Source organism: Candidatus Poriferisodalis sp., assembly GCF_965221945.1.
Classification (GTDB): domain Bacteria; phylum Actinomycetota; class Acidimicrobiia; order Acidimicrobiales; family Poriferisodalaceae; genus Poriferisodalis.
Window position 1 is genome coordinate 244,571 of record NZ_OZ244925.1, and the last position, 13,749, is coordinate 258,319.

12 protein-coding genes and 1 tRNA gene are annotated in these 13,749 nt (G+C 65.1%); 11 read left to right on the forward strand and 2 right to left on the reverse strand.

Translation table 11 applies throughout. The features are described 5' to 3' along the window. Positions 1-35 precede the first annotated feature (35 nt). Complete coding sequence (locus ACOQPH_RS01140; protein ID WP_420622935.1) at positions 36-407, reverse strand: FmdB family zinc ribbon protein; 372 nt, start codon at positions 405-407, stop codon at positions 36-38. 244 nt (positions 408-651) lie between these two features. On the opposite strand from ACOQPH_RS01140, the gene ACOQPH_RS01145 reads away from it, so the two are divergent. From ACOQPH_RS01145 to ACOQPH_RS01180, 8 genes are all read left to right on the forward strand, one after another. Further along, positions 652-1,806 (forward strand): UTP--glucose-1-phosphate uridylyltransferase, encoded by a 1,155-nt coding sequence (locus tag ACOQPH_RS01145; RefSeq protein WP_420622937.1) that lies wholly within the window; start codon positions 652-654, stop codon positions 1,804-1,806. A 38-nt stretch (positions 1,807-1,844) separates the two neighbouring features. After that, positions 1,845-3,056, forward strand: a complete 1,212-nt coding sequence (gene glp, locus ACOQPH_RS01150; RefSeq protein ID WP_420622938.1) for a gephyrin-like molybdotransferase Glp — start codon at positions 1,845-1,847, stop codon at positions 3,054-3,056. A gap of 63 nt (positions 3,057-3,119) precedes the next feature. Beyond that, positions 3,120-4,148: a GTP 3',8-cyclase MoaA gene (gene moaA, locus ACOQPH_RS01155; RefSeq protein ID WP_420622939.1), complete on the forward strand. Its 1,029-nt coding sequence runs from the start codon at positions 3,120-3,122 to the stop codon at positions 4,146-4,148. 38 nt (positions 4,149-4,186) lie between these two features. Further along, the gene (moaC, locus tag ACOQPH_RS01160) at positions 4,187-4,678 is read left to right on the forward strand and encodes a cyclic pyranopterin monophosphate synthase MoaC (RefSeq protein ID WP_420622940.1); all 492 of its coding nucleotides are present in this window, start codon (positions 4,187-4,189) and stop codon (positions 4,676-4,678) included. Between the two features lie 180 nt (positions 4,679-4,858). After that, positions 4,859-5,365, forward strand: a complete 507-nt coding sequence (locus tag ACOQPH_RS01165) for a hypothetical protein (RefSeq protein WP_420622941.1) — start codon at positions 4,859-4,861, stop codon at positions 5,363-5,365. A gap of 165 nt (positions 5,366-5,530) precedes the next feature. Beyond that, a tRNA-Ala gene (locus ACOQPH_RS01170) sits at positions 5,531-5,603 on the forward strand. Between the two features lie 65 nt (positions 5,604-5,668). Further along, positions 5,669-6,346 carry an SCO family protein gene (locus ACOQPH_RS01175; RefSeq protein ID WP_420622942.1) on the forward strand — a complete coding sequence of 226 codons (678 nt, stop codon included), beginning with the start codon at positions 5,669-5,671 and terminating at the stop codon, positions 6,344-6,346. A gap of 4 nt (positions 6,347-6,350) precedes the next feature. After that, positions 6,351-7,202: a cytochrome c oxidase assembly protein gene (locus ACOQPH_RS01180; RefSeq protein WP_420622943.1), complete on the forward strand. Its 852-nt coding sequence runs from the start codon at positions 6,351-6,353 to the stop codon at positions 7,200-7,202. Positions 7,203-7,316: 114 nt separating this feature from the next. Here ACOQPH_RS01180 and ACOQPH_RS01185 read toward each other — a convergent pair whose 3' ends face one another. Then, complete coding sequence (locus ACOQPH_RS01185; protein ID WP_420622944.1) at positions 7,317-9,917, reverse strand: M1 family metallopeptidase; 2,601 nt, start codon at positions 9,915-9,917, stop codon at positions 7,317-7,319. A gap of 75 nt (positions 9,918-9,992) precedes the next feature. On the opposite strand from ACOQPH_RS01185, the gene ACOQPH_RS01190 reads away from it, so the two are divergent. The 3 genes from ACOQPH_RS01190 (at position 9,993) to ACOQPH_RS01200 (ending at position 13,732) form a co-directional block, all read left to right on the forward strand. Continuing rightward, positions 9,993-11,057, forward strand: coding sequence for an adenosine kinase (locus tag ACOQPH_RS01190; protein WP_420622945.1), 1,065 nt, complete (start codon positions 9,993-9,995; stop codon positions 11,055-11,057). Positions 11,058-11,288: 231 nt separating this feature from the next. Next, positions 11,289-12,797, forward strand: coding sequence for an Eco57I restriction-modification methylase domain-containing protein (locus ACOQPH_RS01195; protein ID WP_420622946.1), 1,509 nt, complete (start codon positions 11,289-11,291; stop codon positions 12,795-12,797). A 29-nt stretch (positions 12,798-12,826) separates the two neighbouring features. Further along, positions 12,827-13,732, forward strand: coding sequence for a BsuBI/PstI family type II restriction endonuclease (locus ACOQPH_RS01200; protein WP_420622947.1), 906 nt, complete (start codon positions 12,827-12,829; stop codon positions 13,730-13,732). The last annotated feature ends 17 nt before the right edge of the window (positions 13,733-13,749 follow it).

Genomic DNA, 13,749 nt, shown 5'->3' on the forward strand with positions numbered 1-13,749 from the left:
TGCATCGCCGCGGATTCGTTTCGATGCTGGAGGCGTCAGCCTGACGCCGAGGCGGCCCCGACGGTTGAACTGGACTTGTCGTTTGACGAGCCGCTCTCCGAAGAGGTCGATTCCTTGCTTGGGGATTCGCTGGTTGTGCTTGATGAGGATGAGCCGGATTCCGACGAGCCCGACGAATCCGAGCTTGAAGAGGGTCGGCTGTCGTTGCGGTAGAAGCCGCTGCCCTTGAAGCTGATGCCGACGTTGGAGAAGATCTTGCGGACCTCGCCGCCGCACGTCGACCCTGCCCCGTTGAGCGCTTCGCCCTCCCGCGGCAGTGGGCACACCGTGATGGGATCGTCCGAGAAACTCTGATGGCGCTCGAACGACTCTCCGCAGTCAGTGCAGCGGTACTGGTAGGTCGGCATGAGGTCCCGTTCTGCGATGTGGTCCTGGCTCCAGCCGCCGAGCAGTGTAGCTGTCGGGCGTCGTGGACTGCCCGGCGAATTCGGCGCGCGCCGCGCCGGCAGGTGGGTTTCACGGCTCGGGAAGCCGTTGTCGCGCCTTCTGTGTGCAAATTTGCCGTCTGTGGCGGCATTTCTGCGCAGAGTCGCGGCTGTCGGGCCTGGCAGGCATCGCCGCCTCTCCGCCGACGCTCTAGGTTCTGGCGGCGTGCGCGTTTCGGATCTGGCAGCCCGGTACAGCATCGACGAGCACTCGGCTCGGACGCTGGCCGCCTACGGCTTCGACACCGGCACGTTCGATGAGCTGCGCGGCCGGCTGACCGGCAATTCGGGCAGCGGCAGCGACCGGACCGCTGCGAATTGGGTGCGCGGCAGCATCGCAGCCGCTCATACCGACGAACTTGTGGCGTTGGCACCGCTGGGCTCGGCCGAACGCGGACGGCTCGCAGATGCGGGTCGGGAGGCAATCGCACGTGGGCAGGTGGGCGTCTTGCTCCTGGCGGGCGGCATGGCCACTCGTTTCGGCGGCGGCGTAAAAGCGCTGGCCGAGGTGCTGCCCGGTCTGAGGTTCGCGGACGCCAAGATGGCCGACTTGCGGCGCCTGGTGAGCGAGTTGGGGTGCACCGTCCCGCTGTGGCTGATGACGAGTTTCCAGTCCGACGGCGCTCTGCGCGACTGGGCAACGGCCGGCACCCGCAGCGCACAGGCACCGGTCGACTTCGCTCCCCAGGGCGTCTCCATGCGCCTGACGCCCGACGGCGATCTGTTCCGGGATCGCAGCGGCACCGTGTCGTTGCACGCGCCGGGACACGGGGACGCGCCATGGGCGATGCGCCGGAGCGGCCTGCTTGGCCAGTTTGCCGAAGCAGGCGGTCGGCACTTGTTCGTGACCAATGTCGACAACGCTGCGGCAACGCTGGATCCGGCAGTGATCGGCGCCCACGTGGTGGAAGCGAAGCCGCTCACCTGCGAAGTCGTCCCGGGCAGCGCATCGGGGGGATCGCCGTGGCGTGTGGACGGGCGACTGCAGATCGTGGAGGCATTTCGCCTGCCACCCGGGATCGATCCGCTGGCGACGTGTGCGGTGAACACCAATTCACTGGTTGCCGACGTCGACGTCTTCGAGGCGGACTGGCCGCTCACGTGGCTCGAGGTCCACAAACAGGTCGAGGGCGCCCAGGTCGTCCAGTTCGAACGGCTGATCGGCGAGCTTTCGGCCTTCGTGGACACCACGATGCTGCTCGTCGAGCGTGACGGGCCTGACGGGCGTTTCCAGCCGGTGAAGGATCCTGCCGAACTCGAAGCGCGCCGTCCCGAGATCGCCCGGATACTCGCAGCGCGAGGCATCGAGACCCCCCGCTAGGCCGCCTCGGGCACATTGCGCCCAGTACATTGCGCCCGGTGCTTCCGCTCGAGACCACGCGCGAGTTCGTTCTGGACCGATGCCAAGCGCGCAAGTCCGTGCGTGTGCGGGTCGCGGACGCGCTGGGCTTGGTGACGGCCAGCGAGATCATCGCATCGCAGAACATCCCCCAATTCCCGAACACGGCCATGGACGGCTTCGCCGTGCGATCGGCGGACGTTGCGGACGCTCCTTGTGAGCTGCGCGTCGTCGAGACGATCGCCGCCGGACATGCTCCGCAGGTCACCGTGGGGCCCGGTGAAGCCAGTCGCATCATGACCGGCGCCACGATTCCCCCCGGGGCCGATGCCGTCGTCATGGTGGAGCGCACGGCGATCGTTTCGGACTCGGCCGCAGACGGCGAAATCGTACGAGTCGAGGTCAGCGTCCCGCCCGACAATCACGTGCGGCCTGTTGGCGATGATCTGCATGCCGGCGACAACGTGTTCCCCGCAGGAACTGAGCTCGCGGCGGGACATCTCGGCGTCCTGTGCAGCCTCGGGATGACCGAGGTTGAGGTGTACCCCCGGCCGCGAGTCGGCGTGCTGTCCACAGGCGACGAGCTCGTCGACGATGGCAGTCCTTTGCAGCCGGGACAGATCCGCGATTCGAACCGTCGGACGCTGCTGGCGTTGGCACACCGAGCCGATGTGGAAACGGTTGACCTCGGCCTGGCTCGCGACGACCCAGCCGAGATCGAGGCCGCCCTCGCCATCGGCGTCCAGACATGCGACGCCATCGTCACCTCGGGCGGCGTGAGCATGGGCGACTTCGACTACGTGAAAGCTGTGCTTGACCGCATCGGCGACATGCGGTGGATGCAGGTGGCGATCAAGCCGGCAAAGCCGCTGGCGTTCGGCACAGTGGGCGATGTGCCTGTCTTCGGGCTTCCGGGCAACCCGGTCTCATCGATGGTGTCCTTCGAGCTTTTCGCCCGGCCCGGCCTGCGCTCGATGATGGGGCACCCGCAGCCGATCCGACCCACGGTCGTGGCCTTCGCAGCGGAAGACCTGCTCCGGCGCCCGGACGGCAAGACGCACTTCATGCGGGTGCTGGCGACACCGCTGGGCGGTCGGACCGCAGTGCGCTCCGCGGGAGGTCAGGGCTCGCACATGCTGTGGGCCATGGCCAAGTCGAATGCCCTCGCAGTCATCCCCGACGGCGATGGCGTGCGTGCGGGAGACAAGCTCGACGTGCTCCTGCTGGACTGAGCAAGTCCATCGTCGGGGACCCGGCAGCGACCTCGCTGCGCGGCCGTCGATACGCTCAGGTCAATGAATGGTGCAGCAGGTGCCGTAGCGTCGGCGCGATCGGCTGATCTTGTCGATCCGTTCGGTCGGACCGTGGGCGATTTGCGCATCTCGGTCACCGATCGCTGCAATTTTCGCTGCCAGTACTGCATGCCCGCGGAGGGCATGAAGTGGCTTCCGCGTTCAGAGATCCTGAGCTTCGAGGAGATCGAGCGTTTCGCCAAGGTCTGCGTGGACCGCTTCGGTTTCGAGAGCATCCGGCTGACGGGTGGCGAGCCGTTGGTGCGGGCTCACCTGCCACGGCTGGTCGAACGTCTCGCCGCCCTTGGCGTCAACGTGGCGTTGACCACGAACGGCGCCACGTTGCGCATGCATGCCAAGCCGCTGGCGGAAGCGGGCCTCTCGCGCATCAACATCAGCCTCGACTCGCTCCATCGCGATCGCTTCTTGGAGCTGACGCGCCGCGACGAGCTGGATCGGGTCCTCGACGGCATCGATGCAGCCATCGACGCTGGGCTCGCGCCAGTGAAGATCAACACGGTCATGATGCGCGGCATCAACGACGACGAAGTCGTGGACTTCGCCCGGTTCGGCCGCGAGCGCGGAGTCGAGGTCCGCTTCATCGAGTTCATGCCGCTCGAAGCCGGAGACGTGTGGACCTCAGACGTGGTGGTTCCCGCCGATGAAATCTTGGCGGCGATCTCAGACGTGTTCCCGACCGAGCCCGTGCTGCGTTCCAACGAGCCCGCCGAGCGTTACCGCTACCTCGACGGCGGCGGTCATGTCGGAGTCATTGCCAGCGTCACGAAGCCCTTCTGCGGCAACTGCGACCGGGTGCGTCTGACAGCCGAAGGCCAGTTCCGCACCTGCCTGTTTGCGCTGGACGAGTTCGACATGCGGTCGATCCTGCGCAGCGGCGCTACGGGCGACGAGGTCGATGACCGCCTCGCGGTTGCAGTCCGCGATGCGGTCGGCACCAAGTGGGCCGGCCACTCGATCGGGCAGGTCAATTTCATCAAACCAAAGCGAACCATGAGTCAAATCGGCGGCTGAAGTCCGCCGATTCATCAAATACAGGGGCGGCTGAGATCATGACCGAGTCACCTTTCACACACTTGGATCCTCTGGGTCGGGCGCGCATGGTCGACGTGACGCCGAAGGAGATCTCACATCGACGGGCGATCGCTCGATGCCGCGTATACATGGACGTGGAGACCGCGTCACTGGTTGCCCGGGGTGCGATTGCGAAGGGGGACGTCATCGCAGTCGCTCGGGTGGCTGGCATCCAGGCCGCCAAGCGCACACCAGATCTCATCCCGCTGTGCCACCCTCTGCTCGTCGGCGCTGTCTATGTGAATTTTGAGATTGCCGACACCTGGATCGAGATCGAGGCGCAGGTGGAGACAGTGGACCGCACTGGTGTTGAGATGGAGGCGATGACGGCGTGTTCCGTCGCAGCCCTCACCATCTACGACATGTGCAAGTCGGCCGACCGATCCATGGTCATCGGCGACCTCGCCCTGTGGGAGAAAGTGGGCGGCAAGTCGGGCACCTACCGGCGAGAAGCGGAAGCCGCCGACTGATCCAGTCGCCTGACGCGGTTGCGGTGCTGCGAAGTTCCCGCCGAGCGAACGATCGCGCGATCGCCGCTCTCAATCTGGGAAGATTAGTCTGCTGCAGTGCGCGGGCAGCGGAAATGCAGGTTGGGCGCGCGGCGGAATGGCACCCTCTGTGGGCAGGCCCGCCCGCTAAGCAGGTGATGCGTGACACAACTGGTCTTGGTGTTGTTGGCTGTCGCTTGGATCGTGGTACTGGCTCCCGACGTTGCGCGCCTGTTCCAGCCACGACGCAGAACAACATCGTCCGTCGACCAGTTCCACCAACAACTCGACTCGCTCGGTCGTTCGGCGCCGGCTGCAGCACGTATCTCCCAAGCGCATGTGTTGAGGGAATTCCGCGAGCCGCAACCTCGGTGGACGAGCCCATCCACCTCAATGCCGACCACGCCCAAGCAGGCAGCGGTCCGTCGACGCGACATCGGCACATTGCTCGTGCTGTGCATGCTGGTGACGCTCGCAGGCACACTCGCCACGGGATCGCTGTGGGCGCTCGCTGCCTTCGTCGTGATGCTCGGGCTCACCACGGGTTACGTCGCGCTGGCGGTGCGTCGGCGCCGAGCGGCTCCCACCGCTGAGGTGCACTACTTGCCACTGCGAGATCCGGCCAGCTCGTCGACGGTGAGGATGATTCGCCGAACGGCGAACCAGTAGGCACAGCGCCGAACGGCGAACCAGTAGGCACAGCGCCGTACAGCGAACCAGTAGGCACAGCGCCGAACGGCGATCAGCCAGTGCATCCAAGCGCTGCTGTGCAGCGAAGCGTGGTCGCAGACGGGCCTGCTGATGGCGCAGATATATTCGACAACCGCCCGACTCGGGGGTGTAGCTCAGTTGGTAGAGCGCTTCGGTCGCATCGAAGAGGCCAGGGGTTCGATTCCCCTCACCTCCACATCGGCGTCACGTCAGTCTCACGCACGTCGCCGTCGAGGACGCACGCGCCGGGCACGCCTGCGGGTGGTCGCGTCAGTTCTGGTCGCTGCTGTCTTCGTGGCAGCATGCGGAGGCGGGGGCGACACCGAGTCGCGCTACGAAGGCCTCGCGGTGGCCCCCTCCGAACTGCGGCACATCCCCCAGATGTCGCTGACAGACACCGCTGGCAACGACTTCGATCTCGCGGCCGACACGGAAGGGCAGGTACGTCTCGTGTACCAGTTGTTCACGAACTGCCCCGATATCTGCGGTGTGCAGCTGGCGCAGCTTGCCAGCGTGCTCAACCGTCCAGGTGCCCCGAAGAATGTGCAAGTGCTGGCGGTCACCGTCGACCCTGATCGGGATGCCCCTGAGATCCTGCGTGCGTATCTTGACCAGTTCAGCGCTGATTTTGTTGGGCTCATTCCCCGGAGCGAGCAGCAGTTGACCGACCTGCAGAACGCACTGGGCTCGTTGGCCTCGATCAAGGTCTTCGACACGACTCCGACGACGGCACACGACCACAGCACAGATGCCGAGGCCGACGCGGCTCACGACCACGGCGCCTACGACGTAGGCCACGACGGTCGTGTCTTCGCCTTTGCCCCCAACGGGTTCGGCTACGCGCAGTACCCGTATCCCACACGTCAGTCCCAGTTCAATCACGACCTGCCGATCCTGGCCGTCATCGACCCGGATGCGCCCTCCGGCGCGGGCCTGTAACACGATGCGTTTCTGGTGCTCAGCGCTCGAGGTGCCATGGACTTGGACGTGGCGTGCCTACCCGGGCGTCTGGGCGGCGTCGCTTGCCATTGCAGTCCCGTACCTGATGGCCCGGCGCCGCGCCCGCGCCATGCGCATCGAGCCGCTGGATGCAGCCGATGCAGCGGCGGAACGCCGCCAGATGTGGCTGTTCCTGGCCGGGGTGGTGGCGTTCTGGGTGGCTTCCGATTGGCCGCTCGGTGTGCTGGGAGCGGGCTATCTGGCTTCTGCCCACATGTTGCAGTTCATGCTGTACACGCTGGTCGCTGCGCCGCTGCTGGTGATGGGCGTTCCTGAGCCGATGGCTCGCAGGATCCTGGCGAAGCTGCGCCTCTACCGCCTCATGACCCGGCTCACCAAGCCGGTTACCGCCGCATTGGTGTTCAACGGTTGCCTCGTCGCGACGCACTCGCCGTGGACAGTCGACAACCTGCGGGCAAACCAATTCGGCTCGTTCGTGATGGACGTGGTGTGGCTGGTCTCGGGCGTGCTCGTGTGGCTGCCCATCTTGTCGCCGCTCACCGAGCACCGGCTTCGCGCCTACCCCGGCAAGATGGTGTATCTCTTTCTGGCGCTAGGTGTCGTTCCGGCGGTGCCTGCGGGGTTCCTGACCTTTGCCAGCTTCCCCCTCTATGCCACCTACGAACTGGCGCCCCGGTTCTATGGCCTCGACGCAGCGACGGACCAGCAGACGGCCGGGCTCATCATGAAGCTGGGCGGCATTCCCATCGTGTGGGGAGCCATCATCGCCATGATGATGCGCTGGGCCGACGAGTCCCGGGCGTCCAGCCCGGCTGGCCCGCTTAGTCGACGATGACGAGCGCCCAGTAGATCACCACGGCGATCAGCGCCCCTGCCGCCGCGAGTGCACGTAACGACAGCCACACCTCGTCGCCCGGTCGCATGGAGCGTCGAGGCGGGCGACCGAACATCAGATACGAGCACCCTCACGTTCGCGCAACCGCACGTTGACCCACATCTTCTCGATGTGCTGGGCGACCGTGAGAGCGCCTTGTGGCACCTCGTGGGTGGCAAAGAACGTCTCGACCTCGGTGGCGAGATCGCGAGTGTTCAATCCGCGAATCCCGCCGACCATGCGCGATATCGAGTTCTGGGGAAAACGGCTGGTCAACTCGTCCCACTGGTCCCGGATGAACTCCCATGCCACCGGTCCCCAGTCGAGATGCGTCATGGCGGCACCGAGCAGGTAGGGGGCGTTCTGGGTCCGCACCTCCGTGGCGAACAACTCCAGCGTGCGCTCGAACAGTTGTCGATCTTCGAAGAGCAGCAGCGCCTGGAGGTAGCGCAGTTCGCTCTGGGGAGTGTCGGCTGAGCGGTACAACTCGACCATCCGCTCGTAGTCGGTCTCGTCGCCCGAGGCCGCCGCGACCTGCACGGCTGCCGCGGCCAGATTCGGCTCGACGGCGGCACCGTTGCCAGCAGCTGCCTCGAAGAGTTCCCGTGCGCGGGTCCGCACCAGCTCGTCGCGCCCCCTGCCGCCAGCCGCTTCGAACAGCACACCGCGCAGTTCGCGGTCCAGATCGGGTTCGCCGGGCTGAGGCTCGAAGCCCAGCACGCCCAGGGCGGTCGTGGCCAAGTCCCTGATGAGAACAGCCAGGGTTTCGCGCCCCGCCGGCTCGGCGATGGCGTGCAACCCCTTCAGCCCCCAAATCATCCGCTGCCACACGTGCAGATCTGTCTCCAAGCCCAGGTCGGTCACGAGCCCGATGAACTCCGCAGCGCTGGCGTCGCCGGCCACGACGGCGGCGTAGGTGTCGTCCACCAGCCCGTAGCGCTCGATGGGTTCAAGCACCTCGAGCGCCTGGCGGGCCACAGCTGCGAGCAGGTCCCCGCTGTAGCGCACCCGGTAATAGCCGTGGCCGCCGGCATTGACGACGGTCCACTCGACCGGTCCGTCCAAGTCCACAGTCGCCGAGGCATCGGCGAGCAGCAGTCGCCGCTCGACGGTGTTGCCGTCGGCAAGGCGAGCGCGCACCATGACGGGCACGCTCCAGATCTCGGCATCCGCATCGTCGGATTCCCTGGTGCCATAGACAAATCGGTGCTGCGAGACCGTCAGGCCGCTGCGATGCGCTTCGACGGACACGATCGGGTAGCCGCCCTTGAATATCCAGCCGTCCATGACCGACCTCACCGGCTCGCCGCTGGAGGACTCAAGGGCGTCCCACAAGTCGGTCGTGGTGGTGTTGGCATAGCTGTTGCGTTCCAAGTAGTGCTGCACTCCCGCTGCAAACCGGTCCGGGCCAAGGTACTGCTCGAGCATCCGCACCACCGCAGCGCCCTTCTCGTAGGTCAGCACGTCGTACATGCCCTCGGCATCGGCGGGGGAGACCACCTCGTACTCGACGGGCCGGGTGGTACTCAACGCGTCCACGTCGAATGCCGCCCCACGCTCGATCGAGAATTCGTCCCAGCGATTCCACTCCGGTCGGAAGGCATCGGTGGTCGCCACCTGCATGAAGGTGGCGAACGCCTCCTTCAACCAGATGCCGTTCCACCAGTCCATCGTCACGAGGTTGCCGAACCACATGTGCGCGAGTTCGTGCGCGACGACATCGACGATGCGCAGCAGCTCCGCGGTGGTCGCCTTCTGCGGATCTGCCAGCAGCAGCGTTTCCCGGAAGGTGATGGCACCCATGTTCTCCATGGCACCGAACGCGAAGTCCGGAACCGCAATGAGGTCCACCTTGGTGCCCGGGTAGTCGATGCCGTAGTAGTCGACCAGCCACGCGAGGGAGAACGCCCCGGCCTCCAACCCGAACGCGGTCAGTGCCGACTTGCCGCGCACGTGAACGATCCGGAGCGGCACTCCGCCGACGTCCACCGGATCGGTCGCTTCGAGGTCGCCGACGATGAAGGCCATCAGATAGGTCGACATCTCCATGGTGTCGGCGAAGGTGTCGCGGCGCCGGCCGTCGGTGGTGGCTTCGGACGACACCAATTCGCCGCAGCTGACCGCCATGAGGTCGGGGGGCACGATCATGGTGACGCCGAACACCGCCTTGAGGTCGGGCTCGTCGAAGCAGGGAAAAGCACGCCGGGCGTTGGTGGATTCGAATTGGGTGGTGGCGATCGTGCGCGTCTCCCCGGCCTCGTCGACGAACGTGGATCGGTAGAAGCCGCGCAGCTGGTCGTTCAGCTCGCCGGCAAACCTGCATGCGATCTGCACTTGGCCGACATCGAGGCTGCTGCCGTCGACCGGCCGCAGCGTCATCCGCTCGGTCGCGGGATCGAATGAGATCTCAGCGCCGACGGCCCGGCCGCCCTGGCGCAAGGTCGCATCGGAGCACTCGAGGTCGGCGGCATTCAAGGTGACGCTGTCGACCGGGCGCTCCACTGTCGCCTCGATGCGGACCTCCCCCACGAATCGTGCAGCTTCGAGATCTGGCTCGATGACGATGTCGTAGCGAACTGGCTGCACATCTCGTGGCAGCCGGTACGGGTTGGCATCAGGTGCACCGGAGCCGTCGGATCCCGACTTGGGGGGCGGGCCAGGAATGAGGAACGTCACGGCGCGCACACTACCGACGCCCTGAGGGCCGGGTAGATCGTGCGAACGGGCAGGACGAGGTGCTAAGCCGACGGGGTGGAGTCGGGCGAACAGCTGGATGTCGTGGGCATCGGCAACGCACCCGATGCCGCTGCTCGTGAGCATCCTCTTGATGTCGTGGGCATCGGCAACGCCATGGTGGACGTGTTGCTACGCGCCGACGAAGCCGTCGTCACCGAGTTGGGCATCGTCAAGGGAGCGATGACCCTGGTGGACACCCAGCGGGCGGTCGAGCTCAGCGCGCTCGTCCAGATGCTCGGCGGCGCCGACGAGATGACGCCCGGCGGCTCGGTCGCGAACACAATGCTGGGCATAGCGGCTTTGGGCGGCAGCGCCGGCTACATGGGCCGGGTGTGCGACGACCCGCTCGGCGATCTGTTCGTCTCTGACATGGTCGGTCACCGGGTCGAGCACGCCACTGCACGGGCGCCCGCAGACGACCCGACGGGTCGCTGCACGGTCGTCATCACCCCTGACGGCGAACGAACCATGAGCACGTACCTGGGCGCATCGGCCGGTTTCGCCCCGGCCGATGTGGACTGGTCAATGGTGGCGCGCGCCCGGACGGTGCTGCTGGAGGGCTACCTGTGGGATCCGACGGCTGCTCGGGCTGCGCTGCGCGAGGTGGCAGAGCACTGCGCTGCGGCCGGCAACGACTGCCAGGTGGCGCTCAGCCTGTCCGACTCGCTGTGCGTGCAACGCCACCGGCGCGAGCTCATCGACATGGTCAACCGCTGCACCAACGTCCTGTTTGCGAACGCTGCCGAGCTCAAGGCGCTGTACGAGACCGATGATCTCGACGAAGCGCTCGCGGCGGTGCAGGGCCGGGTGGACATCGCATCGGTGACGCTCTCGGCAGCGGGCGCAGTGCTTGTCACCCCCGACGAGGTCGTGAACGTTCCAGTCGAACCGGTCGACGAGGTAGTGGACCGCACGGGTGCGGGCGATCTGTACGCAGCCGGTGTGTTGTACGGGCTGGCGCAGGGATACGACCTGGAACGGTGCGGCCGGCTGGGCTCGGTGGCAGCCGCCGAGGTCATCTCCCACGTGGGCACCCGACCGCTCGTGCCGCTCGATTCCCTGGCCGCCGACTTGATCTAGCGGACCATTCCCTCTATCCGACGTACCCGCGTAGCTTGACCGTTCTTGTGATCGATGCACCTGCGGCAACCGGCGAAGCTGAACCGCATCGAGGATCGGTCGCGCCTGCTGGGTGGTTCTTTCTGGTGCTCGCAAATGTTCCCCAAAGCGACCGCGCTTGGTACCTATGCTCGACGAGAGTTCCGATTTCCAGCTTGGCGAGGTCTAGTGACTGTTGTCGGTGAAGCACCTGTGCTGGGTCTTCTTGAGTCCACGGAGCAGCGTCGCGTTTCGGTTGCCGAGCGACTCGTGCCCGATCGACGTGCTTCGTTCGGTCAGTTCTTTACGCCTTCGACGGTTGCGGCGCTGCTGGCGGACATGTTTGAAGCGCCGAGAGGCGCGGCTCGCGTCCTGGACCCGGGTGCCGGTGTTGGTTCTCTGTCCGCTGCATTGGTTGACCGCGCTGAGCGAGAGCACTGGCCGTGCGAATTGGATCTGACTTCTGTGGAGATTGACAGCAACCTCATTGACGACCTCGAGGTAACGCTCACTGAGTGCTCGATGGCGTTGCCTTCGATGAAGGCGCGCGCAGTCAACGCTGATTTTCTGACTTGGGCGTCGACCCAGATCTTTCCTGGCGTATTCGACCTCGAGCATGAGCGCTACGACTTGGTGATCATGAACCCGCCCTATGGAAAGATGAACACCTCCTCGGCCGCGTGCGGCCGACTTCGGCAACTGGGCATCCGGACGAGCAACCTCTATTCCGCGTTTGTCTGGCTGGCGATCCGCTTACTCTCGCCAGGAGGCCAGCTGGTCGCCATCACGCCTCGAAGTTTCTGCAACGGCACCTACTTCAAGTCATTCCGTCGTGCGTTGCTGGATGGAAACTCGTTACGCAACATCCATGTCTTCGATCAGCGCAACGCAGCGTTCAGCGACGACGCGGTACTCCAGGAGAACATCGTGTTCCGCGTTGAGCGAGGGGGTAAGCACTCACAGGTGCAGATAGCCACGAGCTCGGGGAACGGTCTGGACGCAGCTCGCCGCCACTGTGTCAACACAGCCTCAGTAGTGCATCCTGACGATGCCGATCGCTTCATTCGGATTCCCGAGGACAGCTCTGGTGTTGAGCTCGCCGAGCGGATCGGCGCGCTGCCGCTGTCCTTTGGCGATCTAGGGGTGACGGTGTCGACGGGCCGCGTTGTCGACTTCCGGTCGCGCGACTACTTGCGATCAGAGTTCACGCCGCGAGACGTGCCGCTGATCTATCCGGCGCACATGCGTCGGGGTCGCATCAAGTGGCCCAACGCGACTAGCGGCAAGGCGAACGCCATCGTCTCAGATCACTACACCCGCAACTTATTCCTTCCCACGGGCAACTATGTGCTCGTCCGACGATTCTCGGCCAAGGAGGAGCGGCGTCGCGTAGTTGCGGCCGTGCTTGAACGCGATGATCTTCCCGGCGAGATGGTCGCTATGGAGAACCGCGTCAACGTGTTGCATTGTTCCAACGCCGGAATGGAACGAGACCTGGCGTGGGGCATGGCGGCCTACCTGAATTCCACGGTCGTGGATTTGTTCTTCCGGCAATTCAATGGTCATACGCAAGTCAACGCGTCTGATCTACGGTCGCTGCGGTGCCCGAGCCGAGATGTGTTGCTGGACATGGGTATCGAGTTGCGCCATTGCGAATTCGAGCAGACTGCCATCGACGCGGTGGTCAGTCGTCATGTCCCTCGGCTGGCGGGTCTCTTGTGAGCGACCGGATTACCGAGGCGCGGAGCGTCTTGACTGAACTCGGCTTCCCGTCGGCACAGAGCAACGACCGGTCCGCGTTGGTGCTCCTGGCCCTACTCGACTTAGGGCCCGACAGCGCGTGGTCGGACGCCGGAGCTCCCTTGCGCGGTATCACCGAGATGATGGACTTCATGCGCACTCGGTATGGCAAGAACTACGCGCCAAACTCTCGCGAGTCTGTTCGCCGTAAAACTGTGCACCAGTTCTGCGCAGCTGGGCTCGCCGTCATTAACCCAAATGAACCGGATCGACCGACCAACAGTGGGCTGACCGTCTATCAGATCAGCAGTCTCGCGCGTGGTCTGATGCGAGCTCACGGCACAGGTGCTTGGCCGCAGCTCCGTGACGACTACCTGGCGCGTGTCGGGACCATGGCAAGCCGCCTCGAGCGGCGGCGCCAGATGCGCCGCATTCCGGTGCGCCTCCCTGACGGTTCGGATATCGACTTGTCACCCGGCGGGCAGAATCCGCTGATCGCGGAGGTCATTGAAGAATTCTGCTCGCGCTTTACCCCAGGCGGACAAGTTTGGTACGTCGGGGATGCCGATTCGAAGTTTGCGGTCTTCGAAGAGGACTCGTTCGTCGAAGCCGGAATCCACACCGGTCGTCATGGCAAAATGCCTGACTTGATCGTGCATGACGCGCGGCGTGACTGGTTGGTTGTGGTGGAAGCCGTGACATCCCACGGCCCGATCGATCCCAAGCGCCGGAACGAGCTCGATGAGCTCTTGGGTTCGACATCCCTGGATCTCGTCTACATAACCGCGTTCGCAGACCGTCCTACGTTCCGCCAATTCGCTTCGGACATCGCATGGGAAACCGACGTGTGGATAGCCGAATCGCCCGACCACCTCATCCACTACGACGGCGACAGGTTCTTGGGACCATACGAATGATTCAACGCTAAGTCGAC

Bases quoted from the DNA above. Each gene is read 5' to 3' on its own strand.
- moaA (WP_420622939.1), top strand. From the start codon at position 3,120: ATGAATGGTGCAGCAGGTGCCGTAGCGTCGGCGCGATCGGCTGATCTT.
- ACOQPH_RS01140 (WP_420622935.1), bottom strand. From the start codon at position 407: ATGCCGACCTACCAGTACCGCTGCACTGACTGCGGAGAGTCGTTCGAG.
- ACOQPH_RS01180 (WP_420622943.1), top strand. From the start codon at position 6,351: ATGCGTTTCTGGTGCTCAGCGCTCGAGGTGCCATGGACTTGGACGTGG.
- moaC (WP_420622940.1), top strand. From the start codon at position 4,187: ATGACCGAGTCACCTTTCACACACTTGGATCCTCTGGGTCGGGCGCGC.